The organism is Comamonas sp. E6, from assembly GCF_001010305.1.
Taxonomy (GTDB): domain Bacteria; phylum Pseudomonadota; class Gammaproteobacteria; order Burkholderiales; family Burkholderiaceae_C; genus Comamonas; species Comamonas thiooxydans.
The window spans coordinates 1-24,196 of record NZ_BBXH01000041.1 but is presented as its reverse complement, the minus strand read 5'-3'; the positions used below and the strand labels follow the sequence as shown (position 1 = coordinate 24,196).

27 protein-coding genes are annotated in these 24,196 nt (G+C 48.7%); 7 read left to right on the top strand and 20 right to left on the bottom strand.

Going from position 1 to position 24,196, the window contains the following annotated elements; all coding sequences use genetic code 11:
- Positions 1-247 precede the first annotated feature (247 nt).
- From CSE6_RS25055 to CSE6_RS25040, 4 genes are all read right to left on the bottom strand, one after another.
- Positions 248-613, bottom strand: a complete 366-nt coding sequence (locus CSE6_RS25055) for a hypothetical protein (RefSeq protein WP_059441789.1) — start codon at positions 611-613, stop codon at positions 248-250.
- 202 nt (positions 614-815) lie between these two features.
- The gene (locus CSE6_RS25050) at positions 816-1,178 is read right to left on the bottom strand and encodes a hypothetical protein (protein ID WP_059441788.1); all 363 of its coding nucleotides are present in this window, start codon (positions 1,176-1,178) and stop codon (positions 816-818) included.
- A gap of 7 nt (positions 1,179-1,185) precedes the next feature.
- Positions 1,186-1,998, bottom strand: a complete 813-nt coding sequence (locus CSE6_RS25045) for a hypothetical protein (RefSeq protein WP_059441787.1) — start codon at positions 1,996-1,998, stop codon at positions 1,186-1,188.
- Entirely contained in the window at positions 1,998-2,270 is a 273-nt protein-coding gene (locus CSE6_RS25040) for a hypothetical protein (RefSeq protein WP_152668662.1), read from the bottom strand. The genes CSE6_RS25045 and CSE6_RS25040 overlap by 1 nt, the downstream gene beginning before the upstream one ends.
- Before the next feature lie 440 nt (positions 2,271-2,710).
- On the opposite strand from CSE6_RS25040, the gene CSE6_RS25035 reads away from it, so the two are divergent.
- On the top strand, positions 2,711-3,445 hold the full coding sequence (locus CSE6_RS25035) for a DUF5677 domain-containing protein (protein WP_152668661.1): 735 nt from the start codon (positions 2,711-2,713) through the stop codon (positions 3,443-3,445).
- Between the two features lie 458 nt (positions 3,446-3,903).
- Here the strand turns inward: CSE6_RS25035 and CSE6_RS25030 are convergent, their stop codons facing one another.
- The 6 genes from CSE6_RS25030 to CSE6_RS25005 form a co-directional block, all read right to left on the bottom strand.
- Positions 3,904-4,239 (bottom strand): hypothetical protein, encoded by a 336-nt coding sequence (locus CSE6_RS25030; protein WP_152668660.1) that lies wholly within the window; start codon positions 4,237-4,239, stop codon positions 3,904-3,906.
- Positions 4,240-4,381: 142 nt separating this feature from the next.
- Positions 4,382-5,029 (bottom strand): hypothetical protein, encoded by a 648-nt coding sequence (locus CSE6_RS25025; protein WP_059441783.1) that lies wholly within the window; start codon positions 5,027-5,029, stop codon positions 4,382-4,384.
- On the bottom strand, positions 5,026-5,412 hold the full coding sequence (locus CSE6_RS25020) for a hypothetical protein (protein WP_059441782.1): 387 nt from the start codon (positions 5,410-5,412) through the stop codon (positions 5,026-5,028). The genes CSE6_RS25025 and CSE6_RS25020 overlap by 4 nt, the downstream gene beginning before the upstream one ends.
- 15 nt (positions 5,413-5,427) lie before the next feature.
- Positions 5,428-5,688, bottom strand: a complete 261-nt coding sequence (locus tag CSE6_RS25015; RefSeq protein WP_152668659.1) for a hypothetical protein — start codon at positions 5,686-5,688, stop codon at positions 5,428-5,430.
- Positions 5,689-5,926: 238 nt separating this feature from the next.
- A complete protein-coding gene (locus CSE6_RS25010; protein ID WP_202967614.1) occupies positions 5,927-6,715 on the bottom strand; it encodes a DUF2971 domain-containing protein in 789 nt (262 codons plus the stop codon).
- 151 nt (positions 6,716-6,866) lie between these two features.
- A complete protein-coding gene (locus CSE6_RS25005; protein ID WP_059441780.1) occupies positions 6,867-7,163 on the bottom strand; it encodes a hypothetical protein in 297 nt (98 codons plus the stop codon).
- Between the two features lie 71 nt (positions 7,164-7,234).
- Between CSE6_RS25005 and CSE6_RS25000 the strand changes: the two genes are divergently transcribed.
- Both CSE6_RS25000 and CSE6_RS24995 read left to right on the top strand, forming a co-directional pair.
- Positions 7,235-7,558, top strand: a complete 324-nt coding sequence (locus CSE6_RS25000; RefSeq protein WP_059441779.1) for a hypothetical protein — start codon at positions 7,235-7,237, stop codon at positions 7,556-7,558.
- A 562-nt stretch (positions 7,559-8,120) separates the two neighbouring features.
- Complete coding sequence (locus CSE6_RS24995) at positions 8,121-8,924, top strand: hypothetical protein (protein WP_202967613.1); 804 nt, start codon at positions 8,121-8,123, stop codon at positions 8,922-8,924.
- A gap of 86 nt (positions 8,925-9,010) precedes the next feature.
- On the opposite strand, the gene CSE6_RS24990 is transcribed toward CSE6_RS24995, so the two are convergent.
- The 3 genes from CSE6_RS24990 to mobI all read right to left on the bottom strand — a co-directional run bounded on the left by CSE6_RS24990 (position 9,011) and on the right by mobI (position 11,556).
- Positions 9,011-10,135: a HEPN-associated N-terminal domain-containing protein gene (locus CSE6_RS24990; RefSeq protein ID WP_083994826.1), complete on the bottom strand. Its 1,125-nt coding sequence runs from the start codon at positions 10,133-10,135 to the stop codon at positions 9,011-9,013.
- Positions 10,136-10,254: 119 nt separating this feature from the next.
- Positions 10,255-10,686: a hypothetical protein gene (locus CSE6_RS24985; protein WP_152668658.1), complete on the bottom strand. Its 432-nt coding sequence runs from the start codon at positions 10,684-10,686 to the stop codon at positions 10,255-10,257.
- A 336-nt stretch (positions 10,687-11,022) separates the two neighbouring features.
- Positions 11,023-11,556 (bottom strand): conjugative transfer protein MobI(A/C), encoded by a 534-nt coding sequence (mobI, locus tag CSE6_RS24980; RefSeq protein ID WP_059441777.1) that lies wholly within the window; start codon positions 11,554-11,556, stop codon positions 11,023-11,025.
- Between the two features lie 578 nt (positions 11,557-12,134).
- Here mobI and CSE6_RS24975 point away from each other — a divergent pair.
- From CSE6_RS24975 to CSE6_RS24965, 3 genes are read left to right on the top strand one after another with little or no spacing between them, the layout of a single operon-like run.
- Complete coding sequence (locus CSE6_RS24975; protein ID WP_059441776.1) at positions 12,135-13,151, top strand: ParM/StbA family protein; 1,017 nt, start codon at positions 12,135-12,137, stop codon at positions 13,149-13,151.
- A gap of 12 nt (positions 13,152-13,163) precedes the next feature.
- Positions 13,164-13,517: a hypothetical protein gene (locus CSE6_RS24970; protein ID WP_152668657.1), complete on the top strand. Its 354-nt coding sequence runs from the start codon at positions 13,164-13,166 to the stop codon at positions 13,515-13,517.
- Positions 13,517-14,056 carry a thermonuclease family protein gene (locus tag CSE6_RS24965; protein ID WP_083994825.1) on the top strand — a complete coding sequence of 180 codons (540 nt, stop codon included), beginning with the start codon at positions 13,517-13,519 and terminating at the stop codon, positions 14,054-14,056. The genes CSE6_RS24970 and CSE6_RS24965 overlap by 1 nt, the downstream gene beginning before the upstream one ends.
- Before the next feature lie 46 nt (positions 14,057-14,102).
- Here the strand turns inward: CSE6_RS24965 and CSE6_RS24960 are convergent, their stop codons facing one another.
- The 3 genes from CSE6_RS24960 to CSE6_RS24950 are packed head-to-tail and all read right to left on the bottom strand — an operon-like array spanning position 14,103 to position 15,903.
- Complete coding sequence (locus tag CSE6_RS24960) at positions 14,103-14,687, bottom strand: FlhC family transcriptional regulator (protein ID WP_083994824.1); 585 nt, start codon at positions 14,685-14,687, stop codon at positions 14,103-14,105.
- Between the two features lie 9 nt (positions 14,688-14,696).
- Complete coding sequence (locus CSE6_RS24955; RefSeq protein ID WP_152668656.1) at positions 14,697-15,287, bottom strand: hypothetical protein; 591 nt, start codon at positions 15,285-15,287, stop codon at positions 14,697-14,699.
- 10 nt (positions 15,288-15,297) lie between these two features.
- Positions 15,298-15,903, bottom strand: a complete 606-nt coding sequence (locus CSE6_RS24950) for a transglycosylase SLT domain-containing protein (RefSeq protein ID WP_152668655.1) — start codon at positions 15,901-15,903, stop codon at positions 15,298-15,300.
- A gap of 547 nt (positions 15,904-16,450) precedes the next feature.
- Between CSE6_RS24950 and CSE6_RS24945 the strand changes: the two genes are divergently transcribed.
- Positions 16,451-16,789 carry a hypothetical protein gene (locus tag CSE6_RS24945; protein WP_059441774.1) on the top strand — a complete coding sequence of 113 codons (339 nt, stop codon included), beginning with the start codon at positions 16,451-16,453 and terminating at the stop codon, positions 16,787-16,789.
- Positions 16,790-16,831: 42 nt separating this feature from the next.
- On the opposite strand, the gene CSE6_RS24940 is transcribed toward CSE6_RS24945, so the two are convergent.
- From CSE6_RS24940 to CSE6_RS24925, 4 genes are all read right to left on the bottom strand, one after another.
- Positions 16,832-20,275 carry a conjugal transfer protein TraG N-terminal domain-containing protein gene (locus CSE6_RS24940; RefSeq protein WP_083994823.1) on the bottom strand — a complete coding sequence of 1,148 codons (3,444 nt, stop codon included), beginning with the start codon at positions 20,273-20,275 and terminating at the stop codon, positions 16,832-16,834.
- Between the two features lie 5 nt (positions 20,276-20,280).
- Positions 20,281-21,678, bottom strand: coding sequence for a conjugal transfer protein TraH (locus CSE6_RS24935; protein ID WP_059441772.1), 1,398 nt, complete (start codon positions 21,676-21,678; stop codon positions 20,281-20,283).
- 8 nt (positions 21,679-21,686) lie between these two features.
- Positions 21,687-22,727: a conjugal transfer protein TraF gene (gene traF, locus CSE6_RS24930; protein WP_059441771.1), complete on the bottom strand. Its 1,041-nt coding sequence runs from the start codon at positions 22,725-22,727 to the stop codon at positions 21,687-21,689.
- 188 nt (positions 22,728-22,915) lie between these two features.
- On the bottom strand, positions 22,916-24,196 hold a 1,281-nt coding region (locus CSE6_RS24925), incomplete at its 5' end, for a 3'-5' exonuclease (RefSeq protein ID WP_059441770.1).

The following is a 24,196-nucleotide window of genomic DNA, read 5'->3' as shown; positions in this document are numbered from 1 at the left end:
AGTTCTTGGCCTTCGCTTGTCCCATGGAGTTCTTTCAGGAAGTGAATACGCTTCTAGTCTCCAGGTAGTTCAGAAAATGCAACCCTCTCCAGTAGTCTCAGGACGGGCAGGCTCAGCCTCGGGGTGCAAAAAAAAACCTGCACTTGGCAGGTTTATTGAAGCGGCGCTGGATTGCTCAGTCCTGAGACGCGGTGCTGAGTTCAAGCGTCTCCCGGTAGGTCATCACAAAGTCGATCTATTTCTTGTTCTATCGAGCTGTGCGCCGCGCGCGAGAAACGCCGTCGATGACTTCAGCAAGTGTGAAATCTACAGTATCGCCATCCTTCAGATGTGCAAACTTTGCCGTCATAGCATCGCTCACGTCCTGTCCGTACATGCGACGTAATTTGGCAGCATGGATGAAGCCAATCAAAGTTGGTGAGCCGAAATAGGCGAAGAAGGAACCGATGATGATTGCGGAATAACGGATGGTACTGGTGGACTCGAAGAACACATCAGCTGCTGCGGTACCGTAGAACAAGCCAACAGTGAAAATGAAGAGGAGAGGCCAGAGCGAACTGCATGTGTGCAGTCCAAAGAGACGATAGGCGTGAAATTTTGCTTTGAAGTTCATAGCGGCTCCCTCATATTCCTTGATGTGTTGTTCGATTCTTGCTTAATGGTTGTCACAACGTGGCTTCAGCCAACCAGTTGAAATCCACTTTAAGGGTGCCTCATAAATTGCAACCCTGACCAGGACATGAAATTAGGCAGCGCCAGTGATAGCGTAAAAAAACCTGCCCTGGGCAGGTCGTTCGGGACGGGAGCACCTGGTTCTAGACCCGAGCGGTAGGGCGCTCGCCCTTTCGCATGCTCCTGAAAATGTCATATCCGAAGAGCAACAGCATCAAAACGATTGTTCCGTACAAAGTGACCGTGGACTGCCAGGGCAAGCCTTCGCTTTCGATATAGACCAGTCCGCCAATTTGTTCTTTCGGGATGATCCTGACCTCGCCAACGCTCGACGGAGAGTCGATTCGATAGTCCCCGGTCAGGATATCGCGGCTCATGCGGCCCTCGAAGACTTGGCCGCTTTTATCGATAAGCTTGGCCTGCTCGTGGACCTGCAGCCGCGCAGCGAGGTTAAGGCCTGTGTAGAAGACAAAGAGGGCGAGAGCAAAAGTAAGAAGGGAACGCATGGATCTATCAGGGGGCACGTTTTCGAGGTTTCTGGGCAGTTCGATGCGCTTTGGCCGCGCTCATGGCGTCCTCGGCAGCCCTGAACTCTTCCGGGGTCAGTAGCTTGTCACCAGGACGCAGGAACCAGCCCTTGATGCATGAAAGATCATGGACTGCGAGCTGAAGGTGTGTGTCATCGAATATCGCGCTCGATGGGTCAACTTGCTTGCCTTGCTCAAACGCACCCCGAGAAGCTTGAAATGGTGCAGTGTTGACTATCTGCAGTGAGGCTATTTCAAGCTCCTTCATTTGTTGCTGAGTTAACCGTGATGATCCACTCACATTCAGGCCCAGCGCTTCAGAAATCTGCGCGGCCAGGGCAATCGCCTCAGTATTTGCGTGGTTGCGCAAAGCATGAACCATCTTGCACGCTTCCCGGTCGAAGGCTCGGTGCAGGTTTTCAGTGTCTCCCTCAAAGGCAGGCTGATTCTTGGGTGGATCTTCGCCATTGACTTCATAGGCCTTGACCATGAGTTTTGCCGCAAGGGAGAAGTTCTCAATCCCGCTTTGGGTGGTCAGGTCAAACAAGCGATCAATCTCAATAATTGCCCCGACAACAGCAGGCGTAGCTATAGGGTTGCGTGTGAGCTTGTGCTGAGGACGGGTGCTTGATGCTTTGGCAAGCTTCAAGGCGCGGGCAGAGTCACCTTCGAAAAAGTACATCCCGTCATAGAGCCAGTCATAAGGATTTGACGAAGGCAAAGGCTTCGTAAATCCGCCCACGAGGTTGTCCCGCACCGTTGCGTCGCAACCGTGATAAGCAATAAGGATTTGGCCCATCAGCGTTTGGGCTTGGATGATCTATTTTTGCTAGACAGGGCAAAGCCGCCGACGCTGCGCATGAAGTGCAAGGCCTCCTGGCCAGTCAGTTTGGGCACAACGAAGCCTAGAGGGCTGTTGACGGATGCCTTCCGTGCGGCGGCCATCTTCTTCTCGAAACTGAGCGCGACTACATCAGCTTTGTGAGCGTTTTCAGCGGATTGAACCACGACGCTACCGCCAGCGCGGCTCGTGCCCGCTTTCGCTTTGGAGGAAGTGGATGCTTTTGCCATGCTCATAGTTTGCCACATACAAAAAAAAAGGACAGTTGTTGGTCAATTCTCAATGGCTCGGGGCAGCCGACACTGACTGTTGCGGCTCTCATGTGATCAGCGCCAGCAGAGCGCGAACGCGGCCAAGTTCTTCAAGGGAGTGGAGCAAACTACCAGCATGGATTCATGCCGCATCAGGCAGAGGATGGATGGGGGCATACATCTTCTGGTGCTTGGGTGGCAGGCTGGAGACAAAGCGGGATAGGGTTGAGGTCATATGGAACTTGGGTTAGCTGCTTTGGGATTGAGCTTACACGGGGTTCCAAAAATGCAAGCTGACCGGATGTACCGATGAAATTAGGGTTAGTCCAGGTCCGCACGGAATAGTTCTGGCTAAAGGGGCCATTGAAGTAGCTGATACCCTTGCACATGAAGCAGATGAATTTTATCAAGGGACATGCATGAATCACCCACATATGGCTTATAAGGATTTTGGATATCTATCGCCTTCATTAGCTGCTTTCTCACCGCCTGCAACAAAGGAATACATGGAAGCTTGCAGCTTGGTTGAGGAGCAGTTCAGCATTGCAGAAAGATTACTGCGGAATTACCTTGAATTAAAGCCGCAGGATAAAACTGTACACGTAGGTTACTGCTGCTGGCTGAGAGCACTTGAATGTTTTAAGGCAACAGTTGCTTTGGCGAAAATGGGCCTTGATAGTGCACAGCATGCTCCATTTCGTGCTGGACTTGAGTGGCTATTCTGGGCGTGCGCATATTGGAAAGATACTTCAGTTGTTGAAAAATTCCAATTGAATGACGACTTCGAAGAGAGTAAGCATGCAACCCTTCTTTCAAATGAACCAGGAGTAATCCTGGGTGCAGAAGAGATAAAGCTTCTTGAAAAAGCCAAGGCAAGAGATACAACCAAGACTGGTTATTCGATTTTCAATGTCGCTGAAACCGCTCAACTGATGACCGAGTACCAGATGTACTATCGCATGTCCTCTAGAGCAGGTGCACATGCCACCATGTTTGCCTGCCTTGAGCTGTGGAAAAAAAATCCGCAAGGAAAAAGCTACATTGCTCATGGCCCTGACCATGAAATGGCATGGCTGATGATCCAAACCGTTGCAGAAATGGTGCAAGTCGGCAACCAACGATTTCAAGAACATGCAGAAGCTATAAGTCCTTGATCGTTTATGTCTGCTTGCTGCAGTACGGCGAATTTCATAGTAGGCCTGCTGAGCAGGCTTTGCATAATGGTTGACGTTGACATATGAACTCTAGTGAATTGAGGTAATCTCAAGGTTCATCCCCTTAAGGGGCCTTCAAAAGCAACAGCAGAGACATGAAATCATTAGTCATCACCTTAGGGGCCGCAGCTTTACTGTCCGCATGTGCGTCTCAACCCCGATACGCTTACGTCAAAGAGGGCGCATCGTCACATGCTACGCAGTCGGCACTTGCCAAGTGCGAGTATCAGATCAAGGTTCAACAGACTCCAATTGGTGAGCAACCAGGGCTTAAAAAGCTCTGCATGGAGGGTGAAGGCTACCGCTACAAACGAGTGGGTTAAAACCATCAAAAAAGCGCCCCAAGGGCGCTTTTTACTTTTCATCTCGCGGTTTAGCGATGCAGCTTGAGAGCCATGCTAGGAACCCGAGCACGCAGCATTGTGGTCAGAGCACGAAATCTCTTTGAAAGCTTTAACTACGAATCGGCCAATATTTCGAGCAAGCTGTTCATTTGTGTCGAGGTCGATCCAATCATTGGCACCAAGCCCGTTGGCTTGTATACGCGCTACAACAAAGCCCTTTTCCCCTTCTACTTCTAGCTCACCGAAATGCACTTCATAACATTTACCGATTTCGGGCACGAATGCTGACCCAGCTTTGACGTAAGTGATAAGTGAATCCTCCTGCTGAGATGGTTTGGCCTCTACAGGCTTCTGGGGCCATGTTTTTTGGACATCGAAAAAAGTGGTCATACGTACTCCATAAGTGGAACTAGATCAGAAAGCACATGCGATGTGCATGTGCAGAACGCATACAAAAAAGGACTGGCCGTCACAGGGACGGCCAGCTGAAATTGTCTCTTCAGGTCAGAGTCGAATTGCCACGATCAGGGCATCAATGTGCCATGGATTCCTCAAGAGCAGGAACGTTGATGACTTGATGGGCTTCTATATCCAAGGTGTTGTCAGCCCAAAGGTGCTGTTCGATGTGACCCAGGGCCAGCTCCAGAGTGCCAAGCTCTATGCGTTCGACTGCGCTGCAGAGCACTTGCTTCACGAGCTGGCAGTTGCCGCGCGCCGGGGAGTACCACAGTTCCCATGCGCAATCGCTTTCATGGCAAGACACGCCGAATTTGACCCATCCGCCTTTGGCTTTACGTATGTACGGGGAAAACAATCGGATGCCGCTGGCCACAAGCTCAATGGCACCGGCTTTATGGCGCGACATGGCAATGGATAGCGCGGTCTGCTTTGTGTCGATCCATTCGCCATTCACTGACAGGCCCATATCGCTGGCCAGGGCCGACAGATAGTTGTAGTAGACGTAAGAGCAGCGGGGCTGCAGAAGCACAGCGATATCGGGCTTGTCGCCCCAGCTTTGGATTGTCAGCGCCGCGATCTGGGCTTTGATACCGTTGACTTTTTCATCGGCAAGATCTTCCTTGCGTTCAGCTGCACGAAGGCATGCGACGGCTGCGGTGTGCTTGGCCTGGGCCAGGGCGAGCTGGCGATTGAGAAGGTCAAGTTCAGATGTGATTGTCATGTCATGCTCTCCTGTACTTCTGGAGTGAGGATGTCGTCGATGTCAACGAGCAACTGCGAGGTGTCCCCTTCAGTGGCTACAAAGGCAACTGAGTCGAGCAGGTCGCGCGCGCGTGCCAGCACTGCGCAGGCTTGAGTGGCTCCTGTCTCATTGACATCGCGGCCCTGGATGGCTTCGACCGTGGCAATGGGGTCATAGCCGAGCGCGGCGATACGGTCCGCTTCGGGCCATTCCATCACGTAACCGCATATCAGCTCCGGTCGAGCCAGGGCATAGTCATACAAGCGCAGGGCATCGAAGGCGTTGCGCAGGCCAAATGACAGGGACTCTTCTTCATCACCGAGCCAGTCAGCGATGGCTATGAGTTGTTCTCGCGCATTCATGGATGGTGTGGCTTTCTAGTCGGCTTCGACCTGCAACCCGTTAGGGGTGGGGGAGAGGACTTCCGCACCGACAAGACGCGCATGAACCAGGCGGGCGTGCTTGTCGATCCCTTCGAATAAAGCTGGCAACTCGGCGTCAGTGGCCCCAAGGGTCTTGGGATGGCCAGTGAGTCCACGCACGTAGGTGTCGAGAGCATCGAGCACTGCATCACGAGCGCCGTTGACGAACTGGTCTTGGGATATGACCTGGGTGGTTTTGATGGTGGTGATGGGCATGCCCATGCCTTTTTGAGTGGATGACTCTTTAAGCCTAAGAGCTACCTCAAAAATGCAACCCCACCGTTGAGGCGAACAGAAGCCCCGTTGCAAATGGCCACTACGGGGCAGAAAAGGCCACCAGGACAAGAGCGGCCAACAATAACCAGAGAATTTTCAATGCAGATGAGTTGTCGTTCTGAAGGCGATCAGCGTTCATCCTGAGCCAACTGTGCACCAGAGCCTTAAGCAGGTTATCTCATTGATCTGCCACCGGCATCGAAACATCAAATGAATCAATATCCCAAGTGGTAGGAGATAAACGGCAACCGTAGGCTGTTAGGTTAGGATAAAGTCCGAGATATTCCTGTAATACATCTGGCACAGCACTGGAAGATTGAAGCAAGGGATGTCTCATTCCAAAATATATCTCCTTAATCGATTCTTCTGGGAGTTCGTAGCAGAAGAGAGTTTTATTCCCCGCTGGGATTTCTTTAAAAGTGCCGCTTGGATTAGTGCCATTCTCATCTCTGTCCGATAAGCACTTCACTATCCTAACCTCTTCTTCGTAAGCCCAGCAGGCAGGCTTTTGGAGAAATGTACGTTGCAACTTCTCTTCGTGGCCAGCTGGATAGTGATGCGTGTGGCCAACTAGAATTGGCATCCCTTTAAACGGTAGCATGGAGTGCGTTGGCCGCGTATGTGTATAGATGATATTGCCGTATTGTGCGGGAACAATACAACGTTGAGAATCAAGAAAACCAGATTTCTCTACATCTATGCCTAGCACTACACCGCGATGTTCATTGCCGTAGTGTGCCCACATTAAAGGATTCAATGGATTTCGCGTTAGACACAGAACCCCGTGATTCTCAGACCAGATGGACTGCTTGGCCCACGATTGAACACTATCGAAAAAAGAAGGAATAGGAAGATCAACCTGCGGTGGATAAGCCGCTGTCAACTCAAAAGGGTCATTAAATGTATGGGGATTAGAAAACCCAATTGATCGGCCTGCAAGTATTGCTTTGGCTGAATCCGCGCTCATGTACTTATATAAGATCAATCTAGCACTCCTCGTAATTCTTAGAAACGCCCCATAAGGCTTACTTCATCAGTCTCAACTATAGATGACAAACTCCCGGCAAATTGTGCAACCGCGTTAGGTTCGGTCCAGCTTGAATGCTTGTGTTTGAGAGTCAAGGTTTGTCTGTGCAGAAAATTCGCCCGATGTCGATGACAGCGGCAACGGCTAGTAGCACTGGGAGTCCGTATTGGCCGATTTTGCAAACGATGGACCAGATGCTGCCCCTGAAGATGCCCATGTATCCACTGGCTGGGGCTTCATTACTGGAAGGGATCATGAGTTGGGGCGGTTCAGCCAGGTAGGCAAAGAGATAGTAGGCCAGTACAGCCAGCAGCAGATTGGTCCACCAGGGCCAACTGGCGATGGCCAATGGCACAGCGACGATGAGAGGCTTTTTGGTGTTGGACATGGGCACCTATTGACGGTCTGTTGAGGAATCCAGACTCTAGGAGCGCCGCCATTGCAACCTTCACTGCTGATTTGCCCAAACTGGACAAGTCCGCATTCCTGGTTGATGAAGTGCCAGCAGTAGATTTTTGGCAGATCAACAAGGGGATGGTGATGATTCAGCTCACGGCAAAAAATCTTCATGAATTGCTCACCGAATTGCGCACTATGGACTACCAGGTGCGTTCAAAGGTTGACTTCGGACAGCTGCCGACCTTTGGGGGTGAATGTCCCAAGTACACAGGCAAGGTGTGGAGCTGGGACAAGTCGCAGATCCTGATCGGGTCAGGCGTGGGCAGTGGTGATTTCGCTGGAGATCTGACAATCGTGTCCAGAGCAGAGTTTGAAGGGCATTGAACTATGCAGAGCACTTCAAGTTCTCGCGGTCGTACATTCCGTGCGCTTCGACTGGCGAGCACATCATTCGTGCGAGGCATTCTTGCTTGGCAGGCGCGGTCTAAGGCGTTGTGGAAACAGCCAGCGATAGCTTGGCCACGGCGGCTGGACTATCTGGAGCTGGCCGAGCTGGTGTGCCACCGTGGTGGTGTTGTGAACTACAAAGCACTGATGGTGATGGAAGCCGTGATTGTGGAGAGCGCTCTTCGAGGCTCTGAAACCATGAGCGAACAAGACTGCGCGGCTGTGCTTTCAGACCAGATTCTACATAGGGCGCTCAAGCGGCATGTGGGCCGGCAGGCTGTACGGTCGATACATTTCATGCTCCAGCGTGTGCGCTTTGATACTGAGATTCGGTACTCATATTCCGGTGTGAGCTTTGAGCTGCAGAACCTCTCAAGGCGTGATCAGAGCTGATTGATTTCAACGCTTGCCATCTTTGCCCGCACTTGCGGGCTTTTTTGTGCCAAGCGACAGCGCCCAGCGCGATGCTGCCTGTGGATTAAGACTGAACAGTGGTCACATGGCTTGGGGCAAGCTAGATTCGGTCGGATACAGTGCGGGCATGCACGCATTCATCACAGACACATCATTTGACAGCCGCCTTCGGTCAACCATTTCGGCAGCTTGGGCTGTCTTCGCTCGAAAGGTTGGCAGCACCCTTATACCCATCAACAAAGAAGCTTCAATGCAGCTTCAATATGCCTTTGTGTTGAAGCAGCTCTTACCTATGGCACTCCAACACCCAGATGAACGCGCAGAAATTGAGCTGGAGCCAGGCGTCAACATGGGCGCAGGCTCAAACAATATCGATATCCTTGTTCACGGCGCGTCCTCAAGCGGCGAGATGAAGATTGCCATAGAGCTGAAGTGCTATCGCAAGATAGCCGCTTCAGGTGATAAACGCGGTGCTCATGACATATTTATGAAAGATGTCTATGAGGATCTGCAGGTACTGGAGCAGTATGTTGCCCAAGGTATCGCAACGCGCGGAGTCGCATTGGTGATGCACGATCACAAACTCTTCGTCAATCCAAGAGTAAAGGGAGGCAAGTGCTGGACTTATGACACATCGAATGGTCATACTTTCCAGGGTGGGCACTTCACTGTCCAGGTTGGAAGCAGAAAGAAGCCTGTAGACATCCAGCTAGCGCGGTCCTACACCTTCAATTGGGAAAAGTTTGGTCAGTTCTGGTTCTGTGAACTGGAGGGCAGATGTCCGCAAGAGCTGCCCCGGCCTCACATGTCGAGCGTTGAAAGACGCTATCCCATACCTGGAAACGGTAACTTTGGGGCGATTGCAGCTGCTGATCAGGCAGGCAGTTAGGTCATCACGTAGCGGAATGATGCCCGTTGATGACCAACACCACATCCCCGCTGCCCATTCATCTACCCTGTGTTCCGGCATAACGCCTAAGCGGAAGTTGCCCAAACCGATTTTTCGAACTCGAAAGCAGGAGTAGGCGTCACGCCCCACTCACGATTTGCAAGTCCGAGATCTTCTGGTCCCAGGAAGAGGGCAACATTCCAGCCGCGTCGATGTACGGTACTACGGTATGCAACACCATCCAGTGCACCGTCTTCGAATTCATAGTCACGAAAGTATTCGGTGACGACTTGCGAGGGGAGATAGTCAATTTGTACTTTCTCGGTCCGCTGTACGGGCTTCATGATGTCGTTCGTGAAGTCGTGCAAGAAGCTCAAAGTTTGGGCTAGTTCTGGCGGTTCATCAGAGAATATTCCAGGAATATCCGGCAAGGATCGCAGATCCAGTACTCGAATTGGGCGGGTCGAGCGCCATAGTCCCACCTTTCCTATTTCTTCGCGTGTTTCCTTTAATGCTGTCGTTGTGGAAGACGCAAGGTAAAACATCGGAATACCAGATGGATTCAGGCGATTGCTCTGAAGCGCAAATTGGGCCGGACAAGGCCCAAAATCGGTCGCTGTCACACGTTTGCGTTTGGGTATGCCTGTTCTTGCGCGCCAAAGACGAATATCTACTGGTAGCTCTGTAATCAACTCGTGAAAATCAATCGAGCGAGCAATCTTATTAAGTAGCGATGCTGGCGTGTAGGAGTCTCTAGCATCGGTACCAGTAGCATGAAAGAAAAACCTTCGTTTGTGTTTCACTGTCGAGCAAAATGATTCCCAGCTGCTCCACAGTGCATCATCAAGATCAAGTGTGGCAACGTCCTTATCAGTCCATGGCTCGTCAGTCATGGAACTCGCAATATCCGAGCGCAGGCTGCCTGTATAGTCTCTTGGAAAATCTAGGCCAATCTTGTCGAGCATGTCCCAAGAATCCCAATGTGGACCTAAGTAGCCACCTTCAGCTGAGCAATATGGAAGCTGGTCAACTGCTCTGCCATAGTAGCGCCTTAGGCGCTCCTCAATGTAATCCACAAGAACGTCAAAACCCACGGTAGGGGAGTCATATTTACGACATGCGTTGCATCCGCGAGGACCATTGTTCTCACGTATCCAGCTACGCAAGTCTTTGTCGGAAAAGCAAGAGGAGCAGACACGATTTGTACTCATATGACAATAGTTTCTTAGAATAAAAGATCACAGCGGACATGGATCTTCCTTATGTATTTCTGAGAGATCCCGGAGGTAACTGCGAAGAACAATTCAAGGCATCGTTTATCGAAACTTACTTATCGAGGTTTGGAGAATGCTTTGCCATATTTTGACGCCTGTTCAAGCCATACCATTTTATTCTGGTCATAAATTGCGAAAGCGCCATTGGGATTGATGAAGAGTTCAAGTCGAATTAGTTGGTAGGAGCATGAACCATCTCGTAGATTCTTCTTGCTTTTTCTTTCAAGTACCCACTGTACTGGTGCTAACTCACTTAGGTCTTCAAGAGCTATATCGATTTTGCGCTCTGTATCTTCAATTGAATCTGAGCTTATCCCTTTGAGAAGCCCTTCAAGAATAATCAGGGCAACACCACAGTAATCAATACGCAGCTGATTTAAATATCTATCATAGATTTCTAGTTCAGGATAATCTTTGGGTGGCTCTAACTTCGTGAATGCGACAGCATCCTCGATAGATGTCGGAAACTTATCAGCTTGAACTGGCATTAAATATATGTCTGTAACTTGGTTCTGAAAGTACGATTAGCTATTCAGCACCCAGGCGACGATAGCGAGCATGAAGCATGTAGCCCAAAAAACTGCTTTATGTGCAGAGTTCGTGTTATTGATGGATTCATGTGTCTGAAATTTGCCTATGTGTTTCTCAAAACTCTTGTGTTCAATTTCACCGCGAAGTTCACAGGAGCGTTGGGCGGCTTGAGAAATTGCACGCGTAGCATTAGAAGGCTTAACCCTGCTCGCAATCTTTGTAGGTGACAGAGTAGGGTTAGTCCTTTCAGAAGCACCATAGATTAGATTGTGTCGGCTCATGTGATCCCCTGGTTAGCTGGACAAGGATTCATACTCTCTCAAAGCTTTTCTAAACTTCGTGAGTATCTTCGCACGAGTCCGCAATTTTGCAAATGTCTTCTCGGCGTCAGCGACAACAGCTTGCACCCAGGCCGGTTCACGCTGGAATGCAGACATGTCGTAGGAGTCAGACTTTCCCTTTTTTATATGCTTCGATAGAACTCGAATACTAGATTTGGATTTTTCTTTAGGTATTACGTTATTACGATGCCAAGATATCTCTAAAGAGCTATCTTTTATACGGACACGACAACCCAAGTAAGTTTGCTGCTCCTTGGGCATTTCCTTTCGCGCAGTGAGAGAAGTTTGATGGAAGTTGGCCGCAATCACATCTGCTTCAAGAGCAAGAAGGAGCAGCTGCGCTTCCACGCCTTCCGCAGTGCTGCGCATGAAGGTCCTGGCTGCGGCTTCAAAGTCGATGTCTACGCGATGCTCCCAGGGCTTCTCAAGCTCAGTACGGAGGTGTGCGATTTGAGCGCTGGGCGGCAGTGAGTTGAAAGAGGGCATAGAGGTTGTTGGGAAAAAAATGTGTCCCTTCCCAAGATACTATCTTCTATGGGCTGGGAGAGTTAATTCCCATAGAAGAGGGCCGATGCAAGAAAACTTCCCCTCTAAGGCCTTCTAGTAGCTCACCAAGAAGGTCCTAGAAAACGTGCCAAGTGGCTGGGATGTTCAGCTTTGCACGAACAATCAAATTGTGGGAAATCTTCTCTGTTCTCCATATTCTATGGGGAGTGAGGAAGTCAAACAAAGATTGTTTGAATGCTTTGAGTTGAACATCTATAAGCATCTGAGCAAATCTACGCGATCTTTAGAGGACGGGTACACCATTGCCCCCTTCTTCTATGGGAAGCTAAGAAACAATCCCGCAATACCATCAGGGCCTTGAGCGCTTCTCAGACGCGAAGGCTTCGAGCCTCGAAGGAGGGGATCAGAGATACAGGCCGTTATCCTCTGGGAATCTCTTGGACTTCAAAGCGACTTAGAGAAGAAAATTTTCCGTTGATAGTTCCATTTTATGCATCTGTGATGCTATGATGCCAAGCGTTACAAGTCGTTTTGAAGTCGTATCAACAGGAGGGAACATGGCGAAAAAAGGTACTGAAGCAGCGGAAAATTCTGAATTTATCCTAGGTATGGATATTGGCTACTCGAATTTCAAGCTGGCCTTTGGCCATCGTGAATCGGATATGACGACATTAGTTCGACCAGTGGGGGCTGCCCCTCTGTCGCTGATGCCTCAAAAAATTGGAGGCGGTCACGGTTCCGACTTCGTACAGGTCCTGGTGAACAATGAGCAATGGGCTGCTTGTGTTGAACCTGGACGTATCCAAGGTTGGGAGCGGGAATTGCACGCAGACTATCCCAGCACGAATCAATATAAGGCATTGTTCTATGCAGCACTGGCGCTGACTGAGCAACCAGTGATTGACGTGCTTGTGACAGGTCTGCCAGTAGATCAGTTTAAGGATGAAAACACCCGAAAAAGGCTGAAAGATAAGCTGACGGGCTCTCATCAAATTGCAAATCAAACAACGATTGAAGTAAAAAAAGTTGTTGTTGTTCCTCAGCCAGCTGGAGCCTATATGGACATCAGCGAAAGCGTGCAGGAAGATGAAATCGAAGCTGTCATCAATCAGGGCCGAACAGTAGTGATTGATCCTGGATTCTTCTCAGTTGATTGGGTATCTATCGCTGCAGGTGAAATGCGCTATAACTCATCCGGTACATCACTTAAAGCGATGTCTGTACTTTTGGATGATGCGGCAAGCCGAATCAAAGAAGAGTTCGGAGGCCAACTGAGTGTTGAAAAGCTCGAATCTGCCATTGTCTCTGGTAAGAATGAAATCCCTTTGTATGGGAAAATGGTTCCTATCAAGAGCTATGTTGAAGAGGCCATAAAGAAGATTCCAGACCTCGCGCTTACTTCAATGAAGAAGTCAATGCGAGAAGAAGGACTGGATGCTGACGTTATTCTTTTGGCTGGTGGCGGCGCAACCTTTTATAAAGAAGCTGCCAAGCGGATTTTTCCAAAGGCACACATCATCATGAGTGCGAATCCCGAGCTGGCGAACGCTCGTGGCTTCTGGATGCTGGGTTAAAAGGAGTTGATAGTGTCTAAAGCAGATCAAAATGATTGGGATGGGAAACTATCAAATATTAAAGTTTCCAAGTTCTCGCATCCCGAGCTTTACGGGGACTTGGTGAAAGTCAATCAACGCGACAGAGGGGAAAGATTGCGCACTTTGGCGATGCTTGGGCTTCAATCGTTGAACCTTTCAGCCTTAGTAACTGGTGAACCATTAGCTGTACCCAGATCTTTGGGATCGGAAAAGAATGGTGAAGCAGGTCCAGCTGTGAATAATGTGGATTCAACTGCGGAATCTAATAAACCTCCATCAGATAGAACCGTGGAGAGAGTGAGAGTAAATACAAGCCGCCGAGACGCCTTACTAGGTTCAATGTGATGAAGAAGATCAGTGTATTTGCTGGTCTTGCATTTGCTCTTTTGCCACTGCTGGCAAATGCAGAAGCTTGGTCTGAAACAGGGAAAGTCATCTACGTTGATGATGGGGATACAGTTGTACTGCTTCGCTCAGATAATTCGCGGATGAAGATACGACTGAGTGATATTGATGCTCCAGAGTCTATGCATGGGCAGAAGCGCCCTGGGCAACCGCTCAGTCAAAAGGCTACAGACTATTTGAAGTCATTGGTGCATGGGAAGATCGTCAATGCACATTGTTATGAGTTTGATCGTTATAAAAGGGGTGTATGTACCATCACTGTTGATGGTCAGTCTGTTAACTTGAAAATGGTACATGCTGGCCTTGCGTGGGCGAATAGAGCCAATCCAAAGTATGTGCGCGACACGCGTGTTTATGAGGCGGAGTCAGTTGCTAAGAAGCAGGCAGTTGGGGTTTGGAGTCAACCAAATCAAGTAGCCCCATGGAGATGGCGCAAAGACTGCTGGAATGATGCTGCTTGTGATGGAGCAGAACAATAAAAAAGAGCGCTAGAAAATCTAGCGCTCTTTCTTATTGATGAGTTGATCAGGCTGCAATCATCTTTGCTGATTCATTCATCGGGAGCCGAGTAGCATCATGGCAAAACGGACATTCAATGTATGTGCGCTGATTGACGCTGGTGAAATATGAGCATTTGCAGGAATTGCACACAGAAAGAGAGGCCATTTCACTACGAAGTTCAGAGGCCAAGCACCAGGCATCCGTGATTGTGAAAGATGGCCAACGCCCGTTCTTCATGCTTGGAATTTCATTGCGAAGGGTGTGATAGAGGCGGAACGCTTTGACCAGCTCAGGGATCTGTACAGAGATAGTCACATCGTCCCCTCCCAGGTTGTAGTACAGCTGCATGAGCAAAGATGCCTGGATCTTTGTCGCGCTGTTGTGGATCAGTGTCGTGCCGCTCCGCATGGTGCCATGGTTCTTTCGTGCTCCAGTACCTTCATCTTGCTCAAAACCACTATAGATGCGGCGCAGCTGTTTGTGCGTAAGGCCGGTTTCGATCATGATGATCTTGGTAATGAATCCAGCCTTAGTCATCTGCCGAGCGAGAAGCAACTGCGTCAGCGACGCCATCTGCGCTTTAGGTGCTATCTGAGTGGTTTTGGACATGTCTTCCTCTTATGCAGTTATCGATTGTTGGATTTTTTTCAGCAGGATGTACTGAAGGTTTCGCCTCCCGGAAATGATTTCGGCAATGATTGATTCGTCGAAACGAAGAGCAAAGCTCACTGCGAAATTTGTGGAAATACCGGAAAGCTGAATTAGCGTAGCGTTAGAGCACGCACGAACCAGGTTCAGGCCAACGCCAAAAGTCTGTGAAGCTGTTTCCACATCTTTTCGAGCCTGGACGCCCAACTGCACCCAGTAGAGATCTGTGCAATTGCTGGTGTCAGTGATTTCAAACGTCTGCTTGTAGTCCCTGTCTTCAATCCACTGGCAGATCTCGTGTTGGTTGGCGACGAGCTTGAAGCTCAGAACTGTGCCAGATGAAAGGTTTGAAATTGCTTCATCGGACAGCTGGGCGGCGAGTTCGACAGTGTGGCTTTTCAGGTTGAAGAGTTTGCCAGCCAGCTCTGGGTTCTGGATGGAAACCTTTCTCAGGATGCCCCACAGCGAGGCATCCAGTTCTTTGACTGAGGGATCTGATTCCCCAAACGTCAAGTCTTCAGCTCGGTCATCCAGTTCTTGAATTATGTTCGTCTGAAACATCAACATGTCATTAACCCAGTCGTTTCAAGTTTCTGTAGATGGCCAAGACGCGTGAGCCGTAGTTGCGCGCACGTTCAGGCTCAGTCCAGTTGTGATAACGGCCAATGCCCAGCTCAATGTCGTCGGGTGACGATTTCAGTGACTCGATGAGAATTTGATTTGCGACCCGCAGATTCGTGGGGGGGTCGAGCAAATCGGCAGCTTGCTTGACGCGGTGTCCATGCCAGAACAAATTCGTTTGGCACATCCCAATATCGATCTTGCGTCCATAAGCTTCAATCCATTCCGCCAGCTTCTTTTCTGCTTCTGCTTTGGTCTTGGCGTAATGGGATTGGGTAGAGCGCAGAGTCCATGGCCAGGGGCTGATGTTTCCCTTGCCACGCCCAAAACCGGATTCAACGAGAGCAATCGTGTAGAGCAACAGAGGGTCAGTGCCTGTGCTGTTTCCCTGTTGCTCAAACAACGACCCTCGCAACGATTCAGCAACGGAAGTAGTGTTGGTGGACGCGAGAACACCACCAGCTGAGCTGGCCAGGGAAAAAGTCAGAAGTGAAAGGATATGGCGACGACTGGGCAGGGAGGAGGTCGGTCGGCACAAGTGCAGAGACTGGGGCATGAATGCGGGTTATCCAAAATGCGTTTAGAAGTTCATTTTCCGATACTGTAAAATCGTATCAGAATGTCAAATCCTTGTAATGCAACAGTTAGTCTTTTTTGGGATAGACGTTTTGTTACGAAGGTACACAGTTGCCCGTACCCGAGGCGATGAAAGGCGCGATTCGGCTGAATCGAGATCTCAGATGTAAAAGATGCGCAGGAGAAAGCAGCAAGGAAGGCGACATGGCCAACGATGCAAAGCTGGTGGCAGCAAGGCCACAGATTGATCCCTACCCAGTAGGGAAGCCTTTTCGGCAGAGAGAACCTGCAATGCAGGTGATGTGTGGCACTAGGCCTTGAGGGACTGCACTTCGGCAGTAGCAGCCAGTTGAGCTGAGCAAGCAGCGTGAGGTGGCTGTGAGTTCATTATAAGCACAGATGGCCCTATATGGGCAAGTGACTGTTTGAGGTCAGATTCATGTAATGAAGTTCTGCAAGGCGGCTCCCGAGCTTGCATTTTTAGAAGCTGTAGTAAATTAGATGTACATGAAGAGAGAGAGGAACCAATGCTGAATTTCAACAAGATCTTCTTGGTGTATGTCCCCGGAATCGCCTTGCTGACGCTACCTGTTGCGCCCCTGCTGAGCATCTACGCGCTGGGTGCATCTGCTTTGTATCTGGTTTTCTTGTTGTTGCAGTTCATCAACAAGTCGATGATCGCCACGGTTCTGATGTGGGTCGGTGCCTCTTACTTCATTGGCGGGTTCTTGGCATTATTCGGATTCGCAATAATGCGAGGAATATTTGCAACTATGAAAGGTGGTGTTACTTCCAGCGAGCTAGACTTGCTAGACCCCGTGGTCGCAAATCCACACTTACGGAAAAGGATTTTCCCAGGTCAATAAAAAAAACCGCTTCTAGAACAGAAGCGGTTTTTTTATTGAAAATTACTTACCGGGAGTATTCTGAGTTGCGTTCCAGGCTTTCACATCTTTAAGAATAGGACCCGATTGCCCTTCCTTCGAACCTTGATGCACACCGGCATTGTATATATCCTTGTACATGCTAAGTGCGAATCGGTTGTCCTTTTCCGACAAGATAGCTTCGCCGCTCGAATTTCTGAGAATTTCTCCTGATGAATCCCTTTGGGCTAAGCTTTCACGAAGCCCTTTGTAACCGGAATCAAGTCCAGCTTGATCATTGAATTTTGCAGAGGCGAAAATCTCCGCCTGATATCCTGGTAAACCGTGCTTCTCTTGAGCAAAGCGTTTCGTAAGACCTTTCATCTCCGACTTATGATCGTCCATGAATCTTGCTGCAGTCGTAGCACCCCCTGAATACGCTTGTGCGAGGCCTTGGGCCATGAATGCACCCGTTTCCTCAATGGTCATATTCTTGGTGTGATCTGAGAAGTTGGACTTCCCAGTTCGCCATTCGTTGAACGCATTAGTCGCCTTGGCAGAGACGCCCAACAAAGTATTTCCGAGAAAGCCGACCGCTCTTTCACCTGTACTGCGATTATTGAAATCTTGCTGGAATTGTTTGATACCTTCACCCTTTGGATCTGAAAGTATCTGGTCGTTCTGATCATTTGATGACTTTATATTGGCGGCGGTGTTCTTACCAAACTCCATGAAAGAATTGCTCAGATCCTTAACCTGATCGAGTGTTCCCATATCCCGTTGCGCAAAACCTGTGGAGCTTGATTTATTTATAATTTGATCTTTAATAAAGTCGCTTTGATCATTGGCGACTCCTTTAAGAGCACGGTTTGCATCTTTAGCCAATGTGCCGGTTCTTCTTTGATGATCTGCAAGGACGGAACTTGGACCACCAGGTTGTCTCTGAGCCTGAGTTGTGACAGAAGACAACTGCCCGTCATTAAAGTCAGGGGCACCGGCTACTCTTGATCTGATCTCATCGGTATTGACACCTGTAGGCGCTTGATCTTTCAGTCCTGAATTTCTGTTCGGATCACCTGAGAAATCAAGACTCCTACCTGTAGCTTGACCGATGATACGCATGCCTTCAGCTAATCCAGCGCTGCCATTCCCATTTGCATAATTGCTCGAGTTTGTCAGCGCTTGAAGTTGAGCTGCATTGCGAGCTACATTTCTGTCCATGTTGTAGCTATTCGCAAATCTATTTTCCAATGCAATTGCTTCTTGCCTTACCGCTTGAGGTGCATTTTGCATGGCATTGTTCAACCTGCTCTCTGCTTCAGGAGATGCGGTTATTGCACCGCCAAGAGTCTTCATATCTGAACTGGTTTGCTGTCCCAATGAACTTTGCATACTTTGGAGAGAGGTAAGACTTTCAGTTGCAGCAATACTTTCTTGCGCAGATTGGGCAACTTGCCTTGAAGAGCTATCAGACCATGATTTTGTGAAGGAGTTACTACCTGAATCTACCGCCTGATGGGTGAGTCCTGTGGTCAAGGCTTGAGAATCGGACGCCGAGAATGTTACCCCTTGTACAGCCTTCATGACACTATCCAATCTCCCTCCTTCGCTCGCAGTATTAGATTTATCTGCAGAGAGTGCTGCACTTAATGCGCCTTGAAGGCCTGTACCCTTGGCACCTGCACCACCCATTGCAGATAGAGTAAGAGCACCTTTAATTGCATCGACCGTTGACTCACTTAGTCCATATTGCTTACCAATGTCCCTAGCTTTGCTATCGATCATTTGGCTCTGGTTAGTGCCCATCGATGAGACTGAGCGCCCTAAGGATTGCATTCTCTGGAACTGTTGTTGAGCGCTACCGCCTTCTGTAACGCCGCGCGAAACCTCTTGTTTGAATGCATCAGACTTCGACTGTTGAATTGCAGAAGCTGAGGAGATCCCGCTTGAAACGGCATCACCAAAATTCATACTTGAATTTAAGTTCTCTGTGCCAGTTTTCTGTATTCCACTGAAGGAATTACCGCTATGCATCGGCATCATGTTAACAAGTGGGCCACTTTGCAATGCATCAGGACTCGACATCTTCTCGTTAATGTGGTCGCTTCCGTTCACACGACCAGCAAGGCTCGTAAATGCATACGTGCTGCCAGTAACGATGAAGAGAGAAATAATTGGCGTGGAAGCAGCAAGCATGCCGCCAGTCGCAATCCAGTTTTGCAGAATTTCACCAGCTGTGTTTATGGCATAGAATGAATCAAGGCCTGGTAAATTAAGTTGTGCTATCTTATTTGTCGATATCACATGAATGTAGAGGTTGACGACTGCTAGGACAGGCATCCAAAGCTGAATCCATAGAACAGTAAGAAAATATTTAGACAACATGCTTATGCCGAAGCTTCCCATAACCATGAGCATGGCCATGATGGGGGTCAGCGAGTACACAAAACCTTCAAAGAAAGCCATCATTGGCCGAGCTACCGTGACGAACATTGATTGCTCAGTAGCCCATTGCGTATTGCGCTGCTGTATTGCTTGGTTCACCATGGCCGCTGATCCGAAGTCAAGCATGTCCTTGTATTTCCCAACAACAGCATCGTTGTACAGTGGCTCCAATATAGAAGCCTTCAGATACTCGTTTGCAGATGTAGACGCTTGCCCTAGAGCCTGGATAGAGTCTTGAATGCGCGATGTCGCTTGTCCAACATCTGGTCTGTTCAAGCCGATTGCTGCAGAGATAGCCTGTTGAACACGCATATCTGATATGGAGTCTAATGAAGCGCTTAGATAAAACCAGCCTTCAGAGCAGGTATATTCTTCTCCATCTATTTCCCCAGGATTTAAATAAATTCTTGTTCCGTACAGTGAAGACATGAAGGGAAGAACCTCCGTCACTTTACCCGTCATCATCGATTCGACGGACATTAATCCTAAGTCAATTTTGGTAAGAGTACATTCGCGGATATAGTTGTCCCAGCTCTTTCTAATATCCACAGAACCGCCACCCATGGCATCATTCATTGCTACATAAATTCCCGATTTATCAAGATTTCGTCGGGTGTCATTGAGCAGTTTTAATGATTCTGCAAATTCCGTTCTTGTAATACTCGGTGCGATTATGCTAAATCCGGTCGTGAATAGATCGGTCACCGTGTAGCCGACATTGGATATTACACCTCCTGTGAATCCAATTCCTAGTGGGACGTTGGCAACTACACGCACATTTCCATCGTATGCATCTTCAATTGTCACGACTGTAGCTGGTCCAAAGAAGCACATGTAGCAAACCCAGCAAACTAAAACTTGCTGAAATTCGATTTGCTTAGCACCTTGCAATAGCGACTTGACACAGATTATTAGAACGCCGAACAGCATCCCAATCATGACAGCCTTTTCTAGATCACCTGCCCCTGTGATCATTGCAATGCCAATAAGTATTTGCTCTAGGAACGTCGAGTCACCTATTGAGTAAATCGTGAATGACATCATGATGTTTATGGTTTCGGAGCAGAGGTTAATGTGGAGAGTGCATACTTTTGCTTTCTTGAAATCTCCAGAATTGAGCGATATCGGTCAATAATTTTTGATAAGTCACCGTATTCACCGCGTAGGGCCGAATAGTCACTGTCAAACTTGCTTTTTGAAATATTAATTTCGTCAAGTAGTTGCTTTTTGTTAGCGGAGTCAGAAGAGCTAATTACAGCGAGCGCAACTCTGAAGAAGTCATCGACAACTTTCTTCATCATTACTAATGAAATTGCGTCTGCCGAGTCATTGGCGAACAAGACGGCAGAGTCATAAGAAACTATTGATAGGTTTCTTATGATCGCTCCCATACCACTAGGCATGGAAGTTGTGAATGCTTTTTCGGTTTCAGAAAGAACACCACTATTGGTTGCATACTTGTAGATTACGCCAGGAGTTGTGCCCCCTCCGTGAAGCAAATCAACAATCTTGGTTCTCATACCTTTGATGGTTACTCTCTTGGTGGTAGGGGAGTAGCATTGATCATCACCATTACAAGTATAAATTTCAAGATTTCCACCTTGGATAAGGTCTTTAAGAGTAATGAGTCCGCCTGGGAGTGTAATGATCGGGTTGGTATTTTCCTCGCCGGAAGAAGTCCCCGTTTTGTCATTCACCATGTCGCCAACAACAATCGAGCCTGTCATAGACATGATGGTTTCTAGTAACTCTGTATCGCCGTATGTAAACCAAGAGCTGGCATAGTTCTGTTTCATGGTTTTCCACAGAATATTTCCAGTCATTCTTTTATAAACTTCAGGCGATTGATCCCTGATTTCTTTAATTGGTGTTTTTCCGCCTGTTTCTTGCTTTGTAGAAAAGAAGTCTTCAAATAGACCATTGGCAGAACCCATGAGCGAAGCATCAGTTTTGTTCTTGAGATCCATGCCGGAAGTCAGGTCATTAACAAACCCTTGCGCAAGTTGGCAAGAATTACCAAGATGCTGGTTGAGTTCCTGAATCTTCTTCTGGAAGGATTCAATCCATTTCGCCCCATCAGGAAATACATTGTCTAGTGCTAATTGGAATGCGTAGCCTTTGGCATTGGCTGCAACCGCTCTCAATAGCTGTACCAACTGCTCTGCATTAATAAAGCTGAATGATCCACCAAATAAATCAACGCCTCCACATCCGGCTTTCCATGATGGAGGGGTGAACGCAACCATATTCGTATCGTAAATCTTTGATTTGGTAGTGAATCTCCCTCCAGAGAGAACGCCACGACGTTGTGATTCATAAACACCAGGAGGGGTCACATTCGTCATCTGGCCGAAGACGCCATCAAGCTGTGACTGCAGGCCACCAGCGTTTAAAAGAGTAGGGGATAGCGCTAGAGCGACAGCTGCAACAGATAGTTTGAGTTTCATGATATTAATTACTTGGTATTCAGGCGTGTTCTGATGTAGTCCATCAGTTTGCTTGGTTCAACAAAATTGGATTTGCCATTTGTCTTTTGCTGAATCCTTTCTAAGTCTTTACCAAAAATTGAGGGATCTAATTTCTCTGCAATGTTGTTATCTGTCGTGTAGATTGGCTTCGTCTTTTTATACTCTTCTTCAGAAACCCAGCCATTCCGTTTGGCTGCAATAATAATTCTGTGCTTCATCTCAGGAAGAGAGAGTGCCCCTTGCCCAATTGGCTCAAATTTTCCACTTGGTGAAACTAAGAACGTTGCTGGAAAATTGACGATATTTAGAGTTTTAGCATGGCCACTATCTGTCTTGAAATTTGGGAATATGTTGTCTTTGAGTGGTCGTCCAGTTACCGAGATTGGAACGATAGTGAATCCTTGAGCCTCTAGCATCTTCACAATAGAGGCTTGAAGGTTGCTATATTCGTCATCTTTAAAAAAGAAAAAGATGCCTGCACGTTGAGCAATAGAGTCGATGAGGGCGCTTTTCTCTTTACCTGCCTCAACATCTAGCTTTTGAGATGCAAATGTCGCTGCAGGCCGCCGTGAAATTTCATCCAGATATGGATCACCCAGAACGGCCATCTCAGTAGCATTTGAAAACTGCTCCGACCTATCGATTGCGAATCGCTGGAGATACATGAATGCGCGAACGTTCTCCACTGTCGGGTTGTCCCAGGCCGCATCCTTGTACTTGGGGAGGTTTTCGCGTACCCAAGCGGCTGAGAAAGGTGCTGGCCCTTTCTCAGCTGCTGGAGGAACAGATGCAGGCTTTGCAGGCGGTGACTGTGTTGGTGCTGCCTGAGGCTTGGGTGGTGGCTTGGGAGGCTCTTCTTCTTCATCCTCAGGATCTGGCGCATACCAGAACCATCCTTCGCTCTTGCGGTCGTAGAAGCGAACAGGTGTCTCTTCGATCTGCTGTGCGTATGCTTGCCCAACCCCCATACAGATCGCGTTGGCCAGGGCAATCAGAATGCAGCTACGTTGAAATGCAGTGGTTTTCATCAGTCACAATTCCTCTTGTGACTGATCGTATGGATATGGCTATCTAGGCATGCATCAGCCTCTGCCCTTATAGGGCTGCGCTAGCGCCATAGCTATTCTGAGTGCACCACTTTAGGCTCAAACCATATATCTACGCTATTGCTACCTCGGTAGAGTGGATGATGGTGCACTTTTTCGCATGCGAAAAATCATGCTGTCTCCATCTCGATTTTTGCCCGTGCTCGCCGTCTTTGAGCGACTTGGTTGAGGATGATTTCAATGATTCCGTTGATGATCAGCACTCGCATGGCGCGAGAGGAGCCAACGTACAACAAATTGATTTCGTCTTCACGAGCCTCTGGCTCCATATCTGGATCGAAGATATCTGGGTAGTCATCAGTCAGTTGAACTGTGTCCCATTCCAGACCTTTGCTCCTATGGGCTGTGGTGACAGTGATTGAGGCCTCCATTTCTTCCTCAACAGTGAGGCTCTTGAGGTGATCAATCATTGCAGGGATGTCTTCGGCTGCATATGTTTCCAGAATTCGCACAGACCGCTGCATCTCATGGTCCTTGGTCTGCTCTGCGGCTTCCTTGTATTCCTCATATTCCTTGTAGTCGGCTTTGAGCTTCTTGTTCTTTACGTTTCCAAGTTCACCACGGCTAAAGTGGTACAGATCTAGGAGATCCTGCACTTTATAGTTTTCAATGCCGCCGACCCAGAAGATTGATTCGCCGCGAGCTGCAGCTGCAAGAGCGGATTCGAGCACGCCCATCACTGTTCTGGAGACTAAGCATCGATGTTCAGTGCCCATAGGTACGTGAAAAGTAACCGTGTCTACTTGTCCACGGCCAACCACAGGAACAGTTTCGCCCTTCAGCTCAAGCAGTGCATTCGCAACGATAGCGACGTTGGGGCCGAACCGGAAGCTGTTGGTCAGGTACAAGCGTGGAACATCACTGAGAAGAGGGTGGTCGAGGGCGTTCACCGCGCCGCGATATCGGAAAATCTGCTGGTGCTCATCGCCCACGAGGGTGAGCTTGCAGCTCTGAGAAAGGACAATCTGGCTAGTGACGGGGTTCGCGTCCTGAGCCTCATCAAAAAGTATGCGCTTGTATTGAAGGCTGAGGTCTGGCATCGAAAGCTGATAGAGCTTCAGATAGCAGTCGTGAACTGTTGGAAATGGATCGTCAGGGTCGCACATCCGAACCCAAATTTTCTCAGCTGCATCAACCACTTCCGCCTGGTACTGAACCATCTTGGTGGTGAGGTTGGGCTTACCGTTGAAACGAGTGAAATGATCGCTGTAGAACTTCATGTCAGCACTGCACATGAAATTTGTCAGGACATCCAAGACATCCTTAACGAATGCCCAGTTGCTTGTGTCCAGAGCGTTGGCCAGTTCGCGTAAGGGAATGTTCCCGTGCTGTGAGATCTTGTGTCTTAGCAGCTTTCCGAACTTGGGGAAGGCAAGCTGATGTGATGTCTT

Excerpts from the sequence above, each read along its gene's own strand:
- CSE6_RS25010 (WP_202967614.1), bottom strand. The coding sequence starts at position 6,715 with ATGAGCGCGGATTCAGCCAAAGCAATACTTGCAGGCCGATCAATTGGG.
- mobI (WP_059441777.1), bottom strand. The coding sequence starts at position 11,556 with ATGCCCTCTTTCAACTCACTGCCGCCCAGCGCTCAAATCGCACACCTC.
- CSE6_RS24940 (WP_083994823.1), bottom strand. The coding sequence starts at position 20,275 with ATGATGTCATTCACGATTTACTCAATAGGTGACTCGACGTTCCTAGAG.
- CSE6_RS24990 (WP_083994826.1), bottom strand. The coding sequence starts at position 10,135 with ATGAGTACAAATCGTGTCTGCTCCTCTTGCTTTTCCGACAAAGACTTG.
- CSE6_RS25030 (WP_152668660.1), bottom strand. The coding sequence starts at position 4,239 with ATGACCACTTTTTTCGATGTCCAAAAAACATGGCCCCAGAAGCCTGTA.
- CSE6_RS25050 (WP_059441788.1), bottom strand. The coding sequence starts at position 1,178 with ATGCGTTCCCTTCTTACTTTTGCTCTCGCCCTCTTTGTCTTCTACACA.
- CSE6_RS24960 (WP_083994824.1), bottom strand. The coding sequence starts at position 14,687 with ATGTCCAAAACCACTCAGATAGCACCTAAAGCGCAGATGGCGTCGCTG.
- CSE6_RS25045 (WP_059441787.1), bottom strand. The coding sequence starts at position 1,998 with ATGGGCCAAATCCTTATTGCTTATCACGGTTGCGACGCAACGGTGCGG.
- CSE6_RS24935 (WP_059441772.1), bottom strand. The coding sequence starts at position 21,678 with ATGAAACTCAAACTATCTGTTGCAGCTGTCGCTCTAGCGCTATCCCCT.
- CSE6_RS25040 (WP_152668662.1), bottom strand. The coding sequence starts at position 2,270 with ATGGCAAAAGCATCCACTTCCTCCAAAGCGAAAGCGGGCACGAGCCGC.
- CSE6_RS25035 (WP_152668661.1), top strand. The coding sequence starts at position 2,711 with ATGAATCACCCACATATGGCTTATAAGGATTTTGGATATCTATCGCCT.
- CSE6_RS24950 (WP_152668655.1), bottom strand. The coding sequence starts at position 15,903 with ATGCCCCAGTCTCTGCACTTGTGCCGACCGACCTCCTCCCTGCCCAGT.
- CSE6_RS25005 (WP_059441780.1), bottom strand. The coding sequence starts at position 7,163 with ATGTCCAACACCAAAAAGCCTCTCATCGTCGCTGTGCCATTGGCCATC.
- CSE6_RS24955 (WP_152668656.1), bottom strand. The coding sequence starts at position 15,287 with ATGTTTCAGACGAACATAATTCAAGAACTGGATGACCGAGCTGAAGAC.
- CSE6_RS24985 (WP_152668658.1), bottom strand. The coding sequence starts at position 10,686 with ATGCCAGTTCAAGCTGATAAGTTTCCGACATCTATCGAGGATGCTGTC.
- CSE6_RS24975 (WP_059441776.1), top strand. The coding sequence starts at position 12,135 with ATGGCGAAAAAAGGTACTGAAGCAGCGGAAAATTCTGAATTTATCCTA.
- CSE6_RS25020 (WP_059441782.1), bottom strand. The coding sequence starts at position 5,412 with ATGAATGCGCGAGAACAACTCATAGCCATCGCTGACTGGCTCGGTGAT.
- CSE6_RS25015 (WP_152668659.1), bottom strand. The coding sequence starts at position 5,688 with ATGCCCATCACCACCATCAAAACCACCCAGGTCATATCCCAAGACCAG.
- traF (WP_059441771.1), bottom strand. The coding sequence starts at position 22,727 with ATGAAAACCACTGCATTTCAACGTAGCTGCATTCTGATTGCCCTGGCC.
- CSE6_RS25025 (WP_059441783.1), bottom strand. The coding sequence starts at position 5,029 with ATGACAATCACATCTGAACTTGACCTTCTCAATCGCCAGCTCGCCCTG.
- CSE6_RS24995 (WP_202967613.1), top strand. The coding sequence starts at position 8,121 with ATGGCTTGGGGCAAGCTAGATTCGGTCGGATACAGTGCGGGCATGCAC.
- CSE6_RS24965 (WP_083994825.1), top strand. The coding sequence starts at position 13,517 with ATGAAGAAGATCAGTGTATTTGCTGGTCTTGCATTTGCTCTTTTGCCA.
- CSE6_RS25055 (WP_059441789.1), bottom strand. The coding sequence starts at position 613 with ATGAACTTCAAAGCAAAATTTCACGCCTATCGTCTCTTTGGACTGCAC.
- CSE6_RS24945 (WP_059441774.1), top strand. The coding sequence starts at position 16,451 with ATGCTGAATTTCAACAAGATCTTCTTGGTGTATGTCCCCGGAATCGCC.